The organism is Cellulomonas sp. SG140, from assembly GCF_025770785.1.
Classification (GTDB): domain Bacteria; phylum Actinomycetota; class Actinomycetes; order Actinomycetales; family Cellulomonadaceae; genus Cellulomonas.
On record NZ_JANZLA010000002.1, the window covers coordinates 269,698 to 286,025 of the forward strand.

The 16,328-nt window shown below is 72.9% G+C and carries 17 protein-coding genes; 11 read left to right on the plus strand and 6 right to left on the minus strand.

Features of this window, described 5'->3' with window-relative positions:
* Both N0B34_RS05070 and holA read left to right on the plus strand, forming a co-directional pair.
* Positions 1–198 (plus strand): hypothetical protein (locus N0B34_RS05070; RefSeq protein WP_263730220.1); only part of this gene is annotated, 198 nt, incomplete at its 5' end.
* A gap of 56 nt (positions 199–254) precedes the next feature.
* Positions 255–1,265, plus strand: coding sequence for a DNA polymerase III subunit delta (holA, locus tag N0B34_RS05075; protein ID WP_263730221.1), 1,011 nt, complete (start codon positions 255–257; stop codon positions 1,263–1,265).
* A 39-nt stretch (positions 1,266–1,304) separates the two neighbouring features.
* Here holA and N0B34_RS05080 read toward each other — a convergent pair whose 3' ends face one another.
* Positions 1,305–1,958, minus strand: coding sequence for an EAL domain-containing protein (locus tag N0B34_RS05080; protein WP_263730222.1), 654 nt, complete (start codon positions 1,956–1,958; stop codon positions 1,305–1,307).
* A 139-nt stretch (positions 1,959–2,097) separates the two neighbouring features.
* Positions 2,098–2,826: an EAL domain-containing protein gene (locus tag N0B34_RS05085; protein ID WP_263730223.1), complete on the minus strand. Its 729-nt coding sequence runs from the start codon at positions 2,824–2,826 to the stop codon at positions 2,098–2,100.
* A 191-nt stretch (positions 2,827–3,017) separates the two neighbouring features.
* On the opposite strand from N0B34_RS05085, the gene N0B34_RS05090 reads away from it, so the two are divergent.
* Positions 3,018–3,146 (plus strand): hypothetical protein, encoded by a 129-nt coding sequence (locus N0B34_RS05090; RefSeq protein ID WP_263730224.1) that lies wholly within the window; start codon positions 3,018–3,020, stop codon positions 3,144–3,146.
* 104 nt (positions 3,147–3,250) lie between these two features.
* Entirely contained in the window at positions 3,251–4,570 is a 1,320-nt protein-coding gene (locus tag N0B34_RS05095) for a helix-turn-helix domain-containing protein (RefSeq protein ID WP_263730225.1), read from the plus strand.
* A 224-nt stretch (positions 4,571–4,794) separates the two neighbouring features.
* On the opposite strand, the gene rpsT is transcribed toward N0B34_RS05095, so the two are convergent.
* Positions 4,795–5,055, minus strand: coding sequence for a 30S ribosomal protein S20 (rpsT, locus tag N0B34_RS05100; protein ID WP_263730226.1), 261 nt, complete (start codon positions 5,053–5,055; stop codon positions 4,795–4,797).
* 186 nt (positions 5,056–5,241) lie between these two features.
* Entirely contained in the window at positions 5,242–5,631 is a 390-nt protein-coding gene (locus tag N0B34_RS05105) for a type II toxin-antitoxin system PemK/MazF family toxin (protein ID WP_412175695.1), read from the minus strand.
* 226 nt (positions 5,632–5,857) lie between these two features.
* On the opposite strand from N0B34_RS05105, the gene N0B34_RS05110 reads away from it, so the two are divergent.
* The 5 genes from N0B34_RS05110 (at position 5,858) to hemW (ending at position 12,407) form a co-directional block, all read left to right on the plus strand.
* Positions 5,858–7,435, plus strand: a complete 1,578-nt coding sequence (locus N0B34_RS05110) for a circularly permuted type 2 ATP-grasp protein (RefSeq protein ID WP_263730228.1) — start codon at positions 5,858–5,860, stop codon at positions 7,433–7,435.
* Entirely contained in the window at positions 7,429–8,358 is a 930-nt protein-coding gene (locus tag N0B34_RS05115; RefSeq protein WP_263730229.1) for an alpha-E domain-containing protein, read from the plus strand. Before N0B34_RS05110 ends, N0B34_RS05115 begins: the two co-directional genes overlap by 7 nt.
* On the plus strand, positions 8,355–9,191 hold the full coding sequence (locus N0B34_RS05120; RefSeq protein ID WP_263730230.1) for a transglutaminase family protein: 837 nt from the start codon (positions 8,355–8,357) through the stop codon (positions 9,189–9,191). The genes N0B34_RS05115 and N0B34_RS05120 overlap by 4 nt, the downstream gene beginning before the upstream one ends.
* 79 nt (positions 9,192–9,270) lie before the next feature.
* Positions 9,271–11,172, plus strand: coding sequence for a translation elongation factor 4 (lepA, locus tag N0B34_RS05125; protein ID WP_318529963.1), 1,902 nt, complete (start codon positions 9,271–9,273; stop codon positions 11,170–11,172).
* On the plus strand, positions 11,169–12,407 hold the full coding sequence (hemW, locus tag N0B34_RS05130; protein ID WP_263730231.1) for a radical SAM family heme chaperone HemW: 1,239 nt from the start codon (positions 11,169–11,171) through the stop codon (positions 12,405–12,407). The genes lepA and hemW overlap by 4 nt, the downstream gene beginning before the upstream one ends.
* A gap of 127 nt (positions 12,408–12,534) precedes the next feature.
* On the opposite strand, the gene N0B34_RS05135 is transcribed toward hemW, so the two are convergent.
* Positions 12,535–13,014 (minus strand): DUF4870 domain-containing protein, encoded by a 480-nt coding sequence (locus N0B34_RS05135; protein ID WP_263730232.1) that lies wholly within the window; start codon positions 13,012–13,014, stop codon positions 12,535–12,537.
* 135 nt (positions 13,015–13,149) lie between these two features.
* The gene (locus N0B34_RS05140; protein ID WP_263730233.1) at positions 13,150–14,007 is read right to left on the minus strand and encodes a DUF3097 domain-containing protein; all 858 of its coding nucleotides are present in this window, start codon (positions 14,005–14,007) and stop codon (positions 13,150–13,152) included.
* 124 nt (positions 14,008–14,131) lie between these two features.
* On the opposite strand from N0B34_RS05140, the gene hrcA reads away from it, so the two are divergent.
* Together hrcA and dnaJ are read left to right on the plus strand one after the other, a co-directional pair.
* A complete protein-coding gene (hrcA, locus tag N0B34_RS05145; protein WP_263730234.1) occupies positions 14,132–15,157 on the plus strand; it encodes a heat-inducible transcriptional repressor HrcA in 1,026 nt (341 codons plus the stop codon).
* A 35-nt stretch (positions 15,158–15,192) separates the two neighbouring features.
* The gene (gene dnaJ, locus N0B34_RS05150; RefSeq protein ID WP_263730235.1) at positions 15,193–16,317 is read left to right on the plus strand and encodes a molecular chaperone DnaJ; all 1,125 of its coding nucleotides are present in this window, start codon (positions 15,193–15,195) and stop codon (positions 16,315–16,317) included.
* Positions 16,318–16,328 lie beyond the last annotated feature (11 nt).

Below are 16,328 nucleotides of genomic sequence, written 5' to 3' on the forward strand. Positions count from 1 at the left end.
CAGCGCGCGGGCGCCGCCGGCTGGGGGGCGGCCGGGGTCGCACGGGTCGCGGCCGCGGCGCCGGGTGCCCAGCTCGCGTGGGCACCCGGCGCCGGTGGCATCGTCGCGATGGCCGGCGTGTCCGCAGCGATCGGTGCCCTCGTGCTGTCGGCACGGCGGCGCCGCCATCGACGAGGGCCCCCACGTGTCCCGGTCTGAGCGGCGTGGCGACGCGGACTGGAGAACGTGTCCGTGCTGTCTGGCAGGCTGGTGCCGTGCCCAGCGCCCGACGTGCGACGTCCCGAGCCGCGCAGAGCGGGATCGGCTGGCAGGACGCACCGGTCGCACCCGTGGTGCTGGTCTCCGGTGCCGAGGCGCTCCTCGCCGAGCGCGCGGTGGACCGGATCGTCGAGCAGGTGCGGGAACGGATCCCGGACGTGGCGGTCGAGCGCCTCGATGCCGCGGAGTACACGCCCGGTGCCCTCGCGGTGCTCACCAGCCCCAGCCTCTTCTCGGACGACAAGGTGGTCGTCCTCGAGGGCCTCGAGCGAGCGTCGGACGAGCTGCTGTCGGACGCGGTCGCGTACGTCGGCGCTCCGCTCGACTCCGTCGTCGTGGTGCTCCGGCACGGCGGCGGTGCTCGGGGCAAGCGTCTCCTCGACACGTGCCGGGCTGCCGGCGTGCCCACCGTCGCTGCCGATCCCGTCAAGTCGGATGCCGACAAGGTGGCCTTCGCCGCCGCCGAGCTGCGGCGTGCCGGCCGCCGAGCCGATGCCGCAGCGCTCCGCGCGCTCGTGGACGCCGTCGGCGCGGACCTGCGCGAGCTGTCCGCCGCGTGCTCCCAGCTCGCCGCCGACACCACGGGGCTCATCGCTGCCGAGACGGTCGAGCGGTACCACGGGGGGCGTGTCGAGGCGACGGGCTTCCAGGTGGCCGATGCCGCCGTGGTCGGTGACGCCGGCCGCGCGGTGGCCCTGCTCCGGCACGCCCTGTCCACCGGCCTCGACCCGGTGCCGATCGTCGCGGCGCTCGCGGCCAGGTTGCGCATGCTGGCCAAGGTCGGTGCGGTGCGGAGCCGGGGCGCTGCCGCCGCGCGGGAGCTCGGCCTGGCTCCGTGGCAGGTCGACCGGGCCGCCGGTGAGCTGCGCCGCTGGACACCCGAGGGTCTGGCTGCCGCGATCAGCGCCGTCGCCCAGGCCGACGCCGAGGTGAAGGGCGAGAGCAGGGACGCCGAGTTCGCCGTGGAGCGTGCCGTTCTGCGGATCGCGGCTGCCGTCCGCCGCTGACGGCGCGCGGCCTGCCGTTCCTCAGCAGGCTCGTGTTGGTCAGCAGGCCTGCGTCGTCGCGGCGCCAAGGGCGTCACCCTGGAGGAACTCGAAGCCGAGCTCGAGGGCGCGCACCAGCACCTCGACGTCGCACACGTGCTCGGCGACCAGTCGCGCACCGTACCGCCGCGCCTCTTCGAGCGCCTCGCCCGGCAGCCGCGCGAGGTCGCGACAGTCGACCTTGACGAAGTCGGCGTACGGCAGCATCGCCCGCTGGTCCGTCGACGCGGTGTAGTCGTCGACGGCGATGCGGTAGCCGCGGGCCCGCAGCCGTCGGAGCCCGAGCAGCACCCCGGCGTGGGCGGGAACCGTCTCGACGACCTCGAGGACGAGCCGGCCGCACGGTGCCGGGAGCGGACGGTCGCGGACCAGGAACGAGCGCGTCACGTTGACGAAGGCCAGCGCCGACCCCGCCGCCACGCCGCCGTCGCCGAACACGGTGCGCAGCACGGAGGCGGATGCCTCGTCCTGCCGCGCCGCCGCCCAGCTGTCGACCCCCGCCGGCCGGCCGGAGATCGACCGGTACAGGTACTCGTGCCCGAGGAGTACTCCGTTCGTGGCCCAGATCGGCTGGAGGGCGACGGGAAGCCGCTGCGTGGGGACGCTCGTCGGGGCGCCCCCACCCCCACGCACCCGGTGCACCTGTGCGGTCACGTCGGATGAGAGCGGCCGTGGTCCGGATCGTGACGGCGCATCGCCCGTTCGGCCCAGCCGGCCATGACGCGACGCAGGTCCGCTGAAGGTCACCTGGGCATGCCGCAGGCGTCCCCGGACGCTGCGATGGACCGACGGCTCAGGGCACGACGGGCCGTGCGTCGGCCCGGTCGAGCACGCCAGCGCGCTCGAGCAGGTTGCCCTGGAAGAGGTTGACGCCGAGCTCGCGCGCGTGCTGCAGCTGGTCCGGGCGTTCGACGTACTCGCCTACGACGAGCGCGCCGTACGACCGGGCGGCGCGGACGACGGGCCGCCCTTCCACGTCGAGGTCACGGACGTCGATCTTGACGAAGTCGACGAGCGGCAGCAGCTGACGTTCGCTGGGGACGTTGGTGAAGTTCGGCAGCGCGATCCGGAACCCCTGAGCGCGGAGGCGCCGGATCCCGCCCATGACGGCGGGGTCCACCGAGTCGCTCACCTCGATGACCAGCCTGTCTGGGCGGTGCGGCACCCGCAGCTCCCCGAGCAGGTAGGCGCGCGGGCAGCGGACGAACAGCAGCCGTCCCTGGGCCACGTCCTCCAGGTCGGCACGACCGAACGTCGCGTCCAGGACGTGCGCGGTGGCCTCTTCGTGCTGGCGGGCGCTCCAGGCGGACGGGTTCTCCAGCCGGTGCCCCGGTGACCGGAACGACAGCTGGTACGCGAAGGCCCGGCCGTGCTCGGTGAAGATGCCCTGCCGTGCGACGAGGACCGGCGTGCGCGCGACGTGCCGGTCCCACTCCAGCAGCAGCTGGGCCGGGATCGCCTCGTCCACCGCGGCGCCCAGCCAGGACAGGCTGTCGTCGCTCTCGGGCGTCATGCGGTTCATGACACCACATGTGTGCCTCAGGCACGCAGTTCGGCGAGGGTGGATTTTCCGCGAGGCGACGAGGCCTTTGTGCCGGTCCGTCGTTCCCGTGCCGACACGCCCCGAAACGTACCGAGAAGTAGGGACATCGTGCGGTCGAGGTGTGATGATGGGAATGACCGCACGCACAACCCTCATGACAGGAGCCCGTCATGTCCCGCGCCGCCAAAACCCTCACCGCCGCCCTCGCCCTCGTCGCCCTGCTCGGCCTGAGCGCACCCCAGGTCGCGCCCGGTTCGTCGACCGCCGGCGGCGCGATCGGCTGCTGCAAGACCTACTGAGCGTTCCCGCCGGCCGGGGCGGTTGCGACCCCATGCCGCCCCGGCCGGAATTGACCCGCTGTTGAAGGCGTCACCTACCGAGGTCACAGGTAGAGTGACTTGGTATGACGACCATCGCTGACCGTGTGCGGGAGGCGCGACTGGCTGCGGGCCTGTCCCAGACCGCCCTCGCCGGCAACGCGTTCTCGCCCAGCTACATCTCGCTCATCGAGTCAGGGCACCGAGAGCCGACAGACGCTGCGCTCACGGTCCTCGCCGAGCGCCTGGGCAGCACGCTCGAGTACCTCAAGCACGGAGAAGAGGGCCCCAACGAGGCCCGGATCCGCTTGGAGCTCAGCTACGCCAGGCTGGACGTCACGACGGGCGACACCGAGGCGGCGCGTCGGCGCCTCGAGGCGCTCGACCTCGCGGTCGTCACGCCCACGCTGCGCGTCGAGGTGCTGTCGGAGCTCGCTCGCACCCACGAGCTGCTCGGTGACCTCGAGGCGGCGGTCGAGATCCTCGAGCCGCTCCACGCCGACGAGCGCGCCCGCGGGCATCACCTCGAGGCCGCCAAGCTCGCGAACGCCCTCGTCGTGTCCTACCTCGAGGGTGGAGACCTGCACAGAAGCGTGGAGGTCGGGGAGGCCGCGCTGGAGGACCTGGTCCAGCAGGACCTGGTCGGCACCGACGAGCACCTGCGGCTCGGTTCGACGGTCCTGTGGTCCTACGTCGAGCGGGGCGACCTGCTGTTCGCCACCCATCGAGCCGCCGAGCTGATCCAGCTCGCCGAGTCTCTCGGCTCACCGCGCGGGCGCGGGTCGGTGTACTGGAACGCGGCGCTGGTCGCCGAGGAGCGCCGGGACTACGCGCTGGCCCAGCAGTACACGGAGCGGGCCCTCGCCCTGCTGTCGGAGGGCGAGCCGGACCGTGACCTGCCCAGGCTGCGGCTGAACTACGCGTGGCTGCTGCTGCGCTCGGACCCCCCGGAGCCGGCGGCGGCCCTGCAGCACATCCAAGGTGCGGCGCGCGACCTCGAGGTGCTCGGCTCCACCGTCGAGCTCGCGGCGATGGACGTCGAGACGGCGCGGGCGCACCTGCTGCTCGGAGATCCCGAGCTGGCGGAAGAGCGTGCGCGGCACGCGATCGAGCGCCTCGGTTCCGCACCGCGCCTCGAGTCCGCAGTGGCGCACCTCGCGCTGGGCGATGCGCTCCACGCCCTTGGTCGTACCGAGGAAGCGGCCGGGGCCTACCAGTGGGCTGCCGACGTCCTCGGCATGATGTCCGCCTCCCGACAGTCTGCGGCTGCGTGGCGGGACCTGGGGGATCGCTACCGGGCGCACGGCGAGTCGGCGGCCGCCGCCCAGGCGTACGACCGTGCCCTCGCGGAAGCAGGCTTCCGCAGCAGCGTGCCGGTCGGCGGTTGGCAGGTCTGGGCTCGCTGAGGAGAGGTGGCGGTGGCCGGTCGCCAGGAGGGCGGTGACCGGCCGGCGGCTTCGCCCGGGCTGCGGGCACCGTCTCGTCGCCGATGGCAGTCGAGCTCGGCAACGACTGAGGGCGTCACCCCACGGGGTGACGCCCTCAGTCGTCGTGCGAAGCGGTGCCCTGTCGGGCTACCTCACCGAGCTGCGGTCGAACGGCGCAGCGGCGCCGGTGCGCGCCGCTGCTGTCAGAGACCGTTGACCGACTTCGCGAGGGCCGACTTCTTGTTCGCGGCCTGGTTGGCGTGGATGACGCCCTTCGAGACGGCCTTGTCGAGCTTGCGGGACGCGGTGACCAGCGCCTCGCCGGCCTTCTCCTTGTCGCCGCCGGCGACCGCCTCGCGGACGCGCCGGACGTAGGTCTTCAGCTCGGACTTCACGGCCTTGTTCCGCATCCGCGCCTTCTCGTTGGTGCGGATGCGCTTGATCTGAGACTTGATGTTTGCCACGTGTGGACTCTCTGGTGTTCGCCGAAGCGGTCTGACAGGTCGTGAGGGCGGACCGGCTCCGGGACCGAGGCGGTGGGGACGCCCGTGCGGAGGAGCTGGACCAAGCAGCGCAGCGTGTCGGCGCAGGGCGCCGGCGAGGAGGACCCGCCGACACGAACCCGGCCGGGCACGCGAGCGACCATGGTATCAGGCCGTGCGGCCGGCCAACGCGCGCGTGACCAGGTCGAACATCGCGCGCGGAAGCGCGGCGCCCTCGCGACGCACCGCCGCCGGGTCGATCCGCAGCACCCGGTCGAGGCGTACCTCGCTGGGCCGGCGGCGCGCGTCCCAAGGCCCGGTGCCGAGGTCGAGCCACACCCGGCCGAGGCGATCGGCACGCACGCCGCCCGCCTCGCCGGCAGCGACGTGGTCCTTGCTCGTCAGCATCAGTCCCAGCAGCCACGGTCCGTCGCGGCCCACGAGCAGGGCGGGCCGGTCCTTGCCCTGGCTCGCGTCCTCCTCGAAGGGCACCCAGGTCCAGACGATCTCTCCGGGGTCCGGTGCACCGTCGAGGTCAGGTGCGTAGACCGGGCGCACCGTCCCGTGGAAGTCAGGGCCCGGCCGGTGGTGAACGACCGACGGGTCAGGGGGAGCGGTCGCGGCGGCGCGTCCGACGGACGTCGGCGCGGGCGTCCCCGGCGCTCGCCACACGTCGAGGAAAGTGCGCCACCAGCTGCCGGCCATGGTGGTGCACGGTAGCGGTTGGTCGTCGCACGTAACACGGCGTAACGCGGCCGAGACATCCCGCTCCTAGCCTCCCGGCATGGCGGACCTGTTCGACGGCTATCCCACCGGGAGGGCGTGGGACGAGATGCTCGGTCCGGACGGGGCCGTGCTGCCCGCGTACGAGCAGGTGCACGCGGCGGTCGCGCGGCTCACCGCCGACGAGCTGCGTGCCCGGGCGGACGGCCTCGCGCGGTCGTACCTCAAGCAGGGCGTCGCGTTCGACTACGCCGGTGAGGAACGGCCCTTCCCGGTGGACGTGGTGCCGCGCGTGCTCGCGGAGGACGAGTGGGACCACGTCGCTCCCGGGGTCGCCCAGCGCGTGCGCGCCCTCGAGGCGTTCCTGGCGGACGTGTACGGACCGCAGCGGGCCGTCGCGGACGGCGTCGTGCCGCGTTCGGTCATCGTGTCGTCGCACCACTTCTGCCGGGCGGCCCACGGCATCGAACCGCCCAACGGCGTCCGGGTGCACGTCTCCGGCATCGACCTGGTGCGTGACGGGCACGGCGGATGGCGGGTGCTGGAGGACAACGTCCGAGTGCCCAGCGGCGTGAGCTACGTGCTGGCCAACAGACGGTCCATGGTGCAGACGTTCCCGGAGCTGTTCGCGACGCTGCGGATCCGCCCCGTCGCCGACTACCCCCGCAGGCTGCACGCCGCGCTGACGGCCGCCGCACCTGCGGGGGTCGACGAGCCCACGGTCGTCGTCCTCACCCCGGGCGTGCACAACAGCGCGTACTTCGAGCACACGTTGCTCGCACGGATGATGGGCGTCGAGCTCGTCGAGGGCAGGGACCTGTTCTGCGCCGGCGGTCGCGTCTGGATGCGCACCACGCAGGGCCGTCGCCGGGTGGACGTGATCTACCGGCGGGTGGACGACGACTTCCTCGACCCGGTGGTGTTCCGTTCGGACTCCGTGCTGGGCTGCCCCGGGCTGCTGGCGTGCGCGCGCAACGGGACGGTGACCCTGGCCAACGCCGTCGGCAACGGCGTGGCCGACGACAAGCTCGTCTACACGTTCGTCCCCGACCTGATCCGGTACTTCCTGCACGAGGAACCGATCCTGGCGAACGTCGACACGTGGCGGCTCGAGGATCCGGGTGCGCTCGAGGAGGTGCTCGACCGGCTCGACGAGCTGGTGGTCAAGCCCGTCGACGGGTCGGGCGGCAAGGGCATCGTCGTCGGGCCCGCCGCGAGCGTCGCCGAGCTGACCGCGTTGCGCGACCGGCTGCTGGCCGACCCTCGCGGGTGGATCGCCCAGCCGGTCGTCCAGCTGTCCACCGTCCCGACCCTCGTGGAGGAGGGCCTCCGGCCGCGGCACGTGGACCTGCGGCCGTTCGCCGTCAACGACGGCGAGCACGTGTCGGTGCTGCCAGGTGGGCTCACCCGGGTGGCGCTGCCCGAAGGCCAGCTGGTCGTCAACTCGTCCCAGGGGGGCGGCTCGAAGGACACGTGGGTGCTCGGTCGCGCGGCTCGCCGAGGCCCTGCAGCCCCGCACACGCCGCCGCAGGCCGTGGCGAAGGATGCGTCGGTGCCGATCGACGCAGGTCCGGAGGACCTGCGCGGCCAGCAGATGCAGCAGCAGCAGGCCCGGACGACCGGCGGTGCACCGTGCTGAGCCGCATCGCCGAGGCGCTGTTCTGGATCGGACGCTACGTCGAGCGTGCCGACGACACCGCCCGCCTGCTCGACGTGCACGTCCAGCTGCTCGCGGAGGACCCGTGGGCCGAGGAGGACCTGGCGTGCCGTTCGCTGCTCTCGGTGATGGACCGGCCGGTCCCGGCGCCCGGCGTGGAGGTCGGCCGGGAGCAGGTGCTGGCCGTGCTGGCGTACGAGCGGTGGTCCGCCTCGTCCGTCACGGGCGCGGTCGTCGCAGCGCGGGAGAACGCACGTCGGGTGCGGGAGATCATCTCCACCGAGCTGTGGGAGTGCCTGAACGCGACGTGGAGCGCCGTCCCCGCGATGGCGACGAGCACCGGTCCCCACGAGTTCTTCACCTGGGTGCGGGAGCGGTCCGCGATGGTGGCGGGCATCGTAGACTCCGCCCTGTCCCGCGACGAGACGTGGCAGTTCCTGGTGCTCGGGCGGTCGATCGAACGTGCGGACATGACGGCTCGACTGCTGACGACCCGGGCGCTCGCCGGCTCGACGGGGCCGAGCTGGACCGCTCTGCTGCGGTCCTGCGGGGCGTACGAGGCCTTCCTCCGTACCTATCGGGGGGCGGCGTCCGACGAGCGGATGGCCGGGTTCCTCCTGCGGGACCGGCTGTTCCCGCGCTCCGTGGTGCACGCGCTCGAGCAGGCGGACGTCTGCCTCGCGGGTCTCGAGCCCGTGGTGGACCGGTCGACGGTCGAGGACGCCCGGCGGCACGTCGGCCAGGTGCGCGCGGCGCTGGAGTTCAGCAGGCTCGGCGACCTGGTGGACGACCTGCCCGGCCAGATGGCCCTCGTCCAACGCGGCTGCTCGGCCGCGTCCGACGCCGTGCGGGCGCGCTACTTCCCGACGCCGCTGGTCACCACATGGGTGGGGGAGGCGCTGTGAGCCGCCTGCGCATCGTGCACACGACGACGTTCCGCTACCCGGAACCGGTGGCCGTCTCGCACAACGAGGCCCGGATGACACCCGTGGACGAGCCGGGTCAGCGGGTGCTCTCGACGCGTCTGGACGTGCAGCCGAGCACCTGGTCGACGGCCTTTCGGGACTACTGGGGCACGGCCGTGACCGCGTTCGAGGTGGTGACGCCGCACACCACCCTCAGCATCACCGCCGAGCACGTCGTCGAGGTGGGTGGGCGACCGGAGGTCGTCGCGGTCGACTGGGACGTCGTCCGCTCCCGGCAGGTGCGCGACCGGTACGCCGAGCACCTCGCCGACCCGCCGAGCACGCAGGTACCCGACGAGGTCGTCACCCTCGCCGTGTCCGCGGCCGCCGGTCTCGCGCCCGATGCCGCCGCCCGGGCGGTGTGCGCGGCCGTGCACGAGGCGATGGAGTACGTCCCGGGCGTCACCACCGTGCACACGCCCGCAGCCGAGGCGTGGGCCGCACGCAGGGGCGTCTGCCAGGACCTGACCCACCTGGCGCTCGGCGCGCTGCACGCCATCGGGCTGCCGGCGCGGTACGTGTCCGGATACCTCCACCCGAAGGCCGACGGCCCGACGGGACAGCCGGTGACCGGGGAGTCGCACGCGTGGCTCGAGTGCTGGGTGGGGGACTGGCTCGCCCTGGACCCCACGAACCTGGGCGTCGTGGCGGACCAGCACGTGGTCCTGGCCCGCGGTCGCTCGTACGAGGACGTGCCGCCCCTGCGCGGCATCTACGCCGGGCCGGCGGCGCAGGAGCTGAGCGTGCAGGTGCAGGTGACCCGCCAGGCCTGAGGTCGTCGTGTGAGGGCCTCGTGCGGCATGGGACGATGAGGGGCCCCCGCCCCTCCCGTCGTCCGGAGCCCGACCGCCCGTGTCACCGATCCCGAGCACCGCCGCCGCGGCCCGCATCCGCCCCGCGGCGACCCCGCCGGAGCTGCTGCGCAACTTCTGCATCATCGCGCACATCGACCACGGCAAGTCGACGCTGGCCGACCGGATGCTGCAGCTGACCGGCGTGGTGGACGCGCGGGCGATGCGCGCGCAGTACCTCGACCGGATGGACATCGAGCGCGAGCGCGGTATCACCATCAAGTCGCAGGCCGTGCGGATGCCGTGGGGCGTCGAGGACGCCGCCGGCGTGCTCACCCCGTACGCCCTGAACATGATCGACACCCCGGGGCACGTGGACTTCACCTACGAGGTGTCCCGGTCGCTGGCCGCCTGCGAGGGGGCGGTGCTGCTGGTCGACGCCGCCCAGGGGATCGAGGCCCAGACCCTCGCCAACCTGTACCTGGCGCTCGAGAACGACCTGGCGATCATCCCGGTGCTCAACAAGATCGACCTGCCCGCGGCGCAGCCGGAGAAGTACGCCGAGGAGCTGGCGCACCTGATCGGCGGTCAGCCCGAGGACTGCCTGCGGGTCTCCGGCAAGACGGGCGAGGGCGTCCGTGAGCTGCTGGACCGCATCGTCGAGCAGGTGCCCCACCCCGTCGGGGACGCCGGCGCACCGGCCAGGGCGATGATCTTCGACTCCGTGTACGACACCTACCGCGGCGTCGTGACGTACGTGCGGGTCGTCGACGGGCACCTCGACCAGCGCGAGCGCATCGCGATGATGTCGACGCACGCGACGCACGAGCTGCTCGAGATCGGCGTCATCTCGCCGGAGCCGGTGCCGACCACCGGTCTCGGGGCCGGCGAGGTCGGCTATCTCATCACCGGCGTGAAGGACGTGCGGCAGTCCAAGGTCGGCGACACCGTCACCAACGCCGCACGGCCTGCCACCGAGTCGCTGGGCGGGTACCGCGACCCGAAGCCGATGGTGTTCTCCGGCCTGTACCCGATCGACGGTTCCGACTACCCGAACCTGCGGGACGCGCTCGACAAGCTGAAGCTGAACGACGCGGCGCTGCACTACGAGCCGGAGACGTCGGTGGCCCTGGGCTTCGGCTTCCGCGTCGGCTTCCTCGGCCTGCTGCACCTGGAGATCGTGCGGGAGCGGTTGGAGCGCGAGTTCGACCTCGACCTGATCTCCACCGCACCCAACGTCGAGTACGACGTGACGATGGAGGACCGGACCGAGATCCGGGTGACCAACCCGAGCGAGTTCCCCGGCGGCAAGATCCGCGAGGTGCGGGAGCCCGTGGTGACCTCGACCGTGCTGGCGCCGAGCGAGTTCGTCGGCACGATCATGGAGCTGTGCCAGTCGCGTCGCGGCGAGCTGCTGGGGATGGACTACCTGTCCGAGGACCGGGTCGAGCTGCGGTACCGGCTGCCGCTCGCGGAGATCGTCTTCGACTTCTTCGACGCGCTGAAGTCGCGCACCCGCGGGTACGCGAGCCTCGACTACGAGCCCGCCGGTGAGCAGGCCGCGGACCTGGTGAAGGTCGACATCCTGCTCCAGGGGGAGCAGGTCGACGCCTTCAGCGCGATCGTGCACAAGGACAAGGCGTACGCGTACGGCGTCGCGATGGCGTCCAAGCTGCGCGAGCTCATCCCGCGCCAGCAGTTCGAGGTCCCGATCCAGGCGGCGATCGGGTCGCGGGTGATCGCCCGGGAGACGATCCGCGCGATGCGCAAGGACGTGCTGGCCAAGTGCTACGGCGGTGACATCACCCGCAAGCGCAAGCTGTTGGAGAAGCAGAAGGAGGGCAAGAAGCGGATGAAGACGATCGGTCGCGTCGACGTGCCGCAGGAGGCCTTCATCGCCGCCCTCTCCTCGGAGGCCGCGCCCTCGTCCGGCAAGGACGCGAAGGACGCGAAGCGCAAGTGAGCCCGGCGCTGCCGGACGGCGATCCCGCACCTGACGACGGCGCGCTCCCCGCGTCCGCCGCGGTCGGCGCCGACCGGCGCCGGTTCGGGGTGTACCTGCACGTGCCGTTCTGCACGGTGCGGTGCGGGTACTGCGACTTCAACACGTACACCTCCGCCGAGCTCAGCGGAGGTGCCAGCCAGGTGGCGTACGCCCGGACGGCGGTCGACGAGATCCGCCTGGCGGCACAGGTGCTCCGGGATGCCGGTCTCCCGTCGCGGACCGCGTCGACGGTCTTCGTGGGTGGTGGCACGCCGACCGTGCTGCCCGTGGCGGACCTCGGGACGATGCTCGGCGCAGTCCGGGACACCTGGGGCCTCGCCGAGGGCGCCGAGGTGACCACCGAGGCGAACCCGGACTCGGTGGACGCCCGGTCGCTCGTGGCGTTGGCGGAGGCGGGCTACACGCGGGTGTCCTTCGGGATGCAGTCCGCGGTACCGCACGTGCTGGCGACCCTCGACCGGACGCACGACCCGCGGCGGATCCCGGACGTGGTGCAGTGGGCGCGCGACGCGGGGCTGCGGGTCTCGCTCGACCTGATCTACGGCACGCCGGGCGAGTCGGTGGACGACTGGCGCCGGTCCGTCGACGCGGCGCTCGCCACCGGCGTCGACCACGTGTCGGCGTACGCCCTGGTGGTGGAACCCGGGACCCGCATGGGGGCGCAGGTGCGTCGCGGTGAGCTGCCGATGCCCGACGAGGACGACCAGGCGACGAAGTACGAGCTGGCCGACGCTGCCTTCGAGGCCGCCGGTCTGCACTGGTACGAGGTGAGCAACTGGGCCCGCGGGCCGCAGGACGTCAGTCGGCACAACCTCGCCTACTGGCGCGGCGACGACTGGTGGGGCGTCGGGCCTGGCGCCCACTCCCACGTGGGCGGGGTCCGGTGGTGGAACGTCAAGCACCCACGGGCGTACGCGGACCGGCTCGCTGCCGGACACTCACCCGCTGCCGGTCGCGAGGTGCTCGACGAGGACACCCGTGCGATGGAGAGGGTGCTGCTGGGTGTGCGGCTCGCGGAGGGTCTGCCGGTCGACGAGCTCTCGGCGGCGGCACGCCTTCGTGTCGCCGAGCTGGTGGCCGACGGTCTCGTCGACCCGGTGGCGGCCTTGGGCGGCAGCGGAGCGCGGCGTCTGGCGCTGACGCTGCGCGGACGGCTCCTCGCCGACGCGGTGGTCCGGACCCTCGTCGACTGACCGAGGGGGCGAGGCGTCGTGCCGACAGCCCCGCAGCAGAGGCGTGGGCACGGCGGAGGCCGGCGCCCGTGGGCACCGGCCTCCGCATGCTCGACGGTCCTGACCGTGGGCGGTCAGTCCCGGTTGCTCACTTGATGATGCGCCAGTTGAACGGGTAGCGGTACAGCTCACCCTTGTTGGCCGCGACGGCGCCCATGACCCCGAAGATGATGGTCGCCAGCCATGCGAGGGCCAGGATCAGGCCGCCGATGAGGACCACCGTCAGGATGCCACCGACGATGTAGGCGATCACGATCAGGATCTGGAAGTTGAGGGCCTCCTTCGCCTGGTCGTTCACGAAGCCGCTGCGCTCGCGGAACACCAGCCAGACGACCAGCGGCGCGATGAAGCCGAGGACGATGCCGCCGACGTGCGCCAGGGTCGCCCAGAGCCGCTCGTCGCTCGGGCTGAGCGGCGCGGCGTAGACCGGCTGCCCGTAGGCGGGTGGCGTCTGGCCGTAGCCAGGGGCCGGAGCCTGGTAGGCGGGGGGAGCCTGAGGCGGGGTGGGGGAGTCCGGCGGCGGGTAGGCCCCGGGATCCGGGGTGCCCTCGGGAGGGTTCGTGGTCATGGTTCCAGCTCTCTCGTCGGGGGTCGCCAGCCGCGTCCGGCGCGGCCTTGCGCCGACAGTAGCGCCGCGCACAGCTTCGGTGGAGGTGCTGGCAGGGCGGGTTTTGGACCAGTTCGTCGCCGTTGCGCGCGCCGGTCAGGACGTGACGAAGTCGATGAGCTCCTCGACGCGTCCCAGCAGGCTCGGCTCGAGGTCGGCGTACGACCGCACGGTCCGCAAGATGCGTTGCCAGGCGCGTGCGACGTCCGCCTGGTCCTCGGCCGGCCAGCCGAGCTCGCGCAGGACGCCGAGCTTCCACTCCGTGCCCCGCTCGATCGCCGGCCAACGGTCGAGACCCACGCGTTCCGGCCGGACCGCCTGCCACACGTCCACATAGGGGTGGCCGAGCACCAGCACGCTCCCCGGTGGACCGCACCGCCTCGCCTCCGCGGCGATCCGCTCCTCCTTCGAACCCGCGACGAGGTGGTCGACCAGGACGCCGACCCGACGGTCCGGGCCGGGAGCGAAGCTCCGCAGGTGGTCCACCAGGTTGTCGACCCCGTCGAGCAGCTCGACCACCACGCCCTCGATCCGCAGGTCGTCGCCCCACACCTTCTCCACCAGCTCGGCGTCGTGCCGGCCCTCGACCCAGATCCGGCTGGCGCGGGCGACGCGCGCGGGGGCGCCTGCGACGGCACGCGACCCGGATGCCGTCCGCGCCGGTGCCACCGGCGCTCGTCGGCCTGCCGGTGCGGTGAGGACGACCGGTTCACCGTCGACCCAGAAGCCGGGCCCCAGCCCGAAGGTGCGGGTGCGGCCCCGGCGGTCCTCGAGCACGACGACGTGCTGGCCACCCGACTTCTCCACCCGCACCACCGCGCCGACCCAGCCCGTCTCGACGTCCTCGACCACGAGCCCGGGCTCCGCCGGGCACGGCCGGGCGCGCGGCGCAGCTCGGTGGGGCACTGCCTGGGTCCCGGCCAGCACGTCGCGCCCGTAGCGGTCCTCGGTCACCCGGGCACTGTAGGGGCACGACGACGGCGCCTCCGTCACCCTCCCGCGACGTTGCGTAGAATTGGCACTCGACTGCGTGGAGTGCTATCCGCAGCGATCCGGCTGTGACGGGCGGGAGGGACGCATGAGCAGCGAAGACCGACGCCTCGACGTCCTGCGCGCGATCATCGAGGACTACGTCGCGACCCGTGAGCCGGTCGGGTCGCGGGCCCTGTCCGAGCGGCACCAGCTCGGGGTGTCGCCCGCGACGATCCGCAACGACATGGCCGCCCTCGAGGAGGCCGGGCTGATCGTCCAGCCGCACACCTCGGCGGGTCGCGTCCCCACCGACATGGGGTACCGGCAGTTCGTCGACCGGCTCGCGGAGGTCAAGCCGCTCTCCCTGCCCGAACGGCGGGCGATCAGCGCTCTGCTCGAGCAGGCGGTCGACCTCGACGACGTCATCGACCGGGCCGTGCGGCTGCTCGCCCAGCTGACCCAGCAGGTCGCGGTGGTGCAGTACCCGTCGCTGCGCCGCTCGTCGCTGCGACACGTGGAGCTGGTCCCCGTCGGCGCCCGTCACCTGCTCCTCGTCATCATCACGACCACCGGCCGGGTGGAGCAGCGGACGCTGGAGCTCGCGGAGGACCTCGACGAGGCGCTGGTGGCTCGCCTGCGGGTGCGGCTCAACGTCGCGCTGTCCGGGCTGCGGCTCGCCGAGCTCCCCAAGGCGCTGGAGGGTCTCGTCGCCGAGCTGAGCCCCGCCGGAGCCGCACTGGTGCGGGTCGTCGTCGCAGCCGTGTCCGAGACGCTCGCGCAGGAGAGCGAGGAGCGGGTGGTCGTCGCCGGCACCGCCAACCTCGCGCGGACCGCCGGTGCCGACTTCAGCCGCACCATCGGTCCGGTGCTCGAGGCGCTCGAGGAGCAGGTGGTGCTGCTGCGCCTGCTGGCCGAGATGGCCGAGGACCACACGGCCGTCGCCGTCCGGATCGGGCGCGAGACGCAGCACGCGGGCCTCGCCGAGACGAGCTTCGTCACCAGCGGCTACGGCGGAGAGGGCCCCGGTGTGGCCCGCGTGGGCGCTGTCGGACCGCTCCGCATGGACTACCCGGGCACGATGGCCGCCGTGCGTGCCGTCGCCCGGTACCTCACCAGGATCCTGGCCGGCTGACCGGCCGACCTCGAAGGAAGCGAGCACACCTGCTTGTGACGGACTACTACGAGATCCTCGGCGTGCCGCGGGACGCGACCCCCGAGCAGATCAAGAAGGCCTACCGGCGCCTGGCCCGCGAGCTGCACCCCGACGTGGCGGGCAACGACCCGGCGTCCGAGGAGCGCTTCAAGGACGTCTCGCGCGCCTACGACGTGCTCGGCAACCCGGACAAGCGCCGCGCGTACGACCTCGGAGGCGACCCGAGCGCCGCGGGCGGCATGGGCGGCGGCTTCGGTTTCCAGGACATCTTCGAGACGTTCTTCGGGGCGGCGACGGGCGCGACGGCGCAGCGCGGCCCGATCCCGCGTGCACGACGCGGTCAGGACGCGCTGGTCCGGCTGGACATCGACCTGTCGGAGGCGACCTTCGGGTCGCACCGCGAGGTGCAGGTGGACACCGCTGTCGTCTGCCCCACCTGCCAGGGCAGCTGCTGCCGGCCGGGTACGTCTCCCCGGACGTGCGAGGTGTGCGGCGGCCGTGGTTCCGTCCAGCGCGTCGCCCGCTCCTTCCTCGGCCAGGTGATGACGACGCAGCCCTGCGCCGCGTGCCAGGGCTTCGGCACGGTGATCCCCGAGCCGTGCACCGAGTGCGCCGGTGAGGGCCGGGTCCGTTCCCGTCGCACGATCTCCGTGGACGTGCCCGCCGGCGTGGACACCGGGACGCGGATCAAGCTCACGGCACAGGGCGAGGTCGGCCCCGCCGGGGGACCCGCCGGCGACCTGTACCTCGAGGTGCGTGAGCGCCGGCACGACGTGTTCGTCCGCCGTGGTGACGACCTGCACGCGACTCTCCCCGTGCCGATGACGGCCGCGGCCCTCGGCACGGTTCTGACGCTGGACACGCTCGACGGGCCGCAGGAGGTCGATCTGCGACCGGGCACCCAGCCCGACCAGGAGGTCGTGCTCAAGGGCCTGGGCGTCGGGCACCTGCACACCGGTGGCCGGGGTGACCTCCACGTGCACGTGGACGTCCAGGTCCCGGTGGCGCTGGACGACGAGCAGGCGGAGCTGCTGCGACGGCTCGCGGCGCTGCGCGGCGAGGAGCGCCCCGATGCGCGGCTCGCGACCGCCAGCACGGGGATGTTCGCGCGGCTGCGCGACAAGCTCGCCGGACGATGAGCCGCGACCGG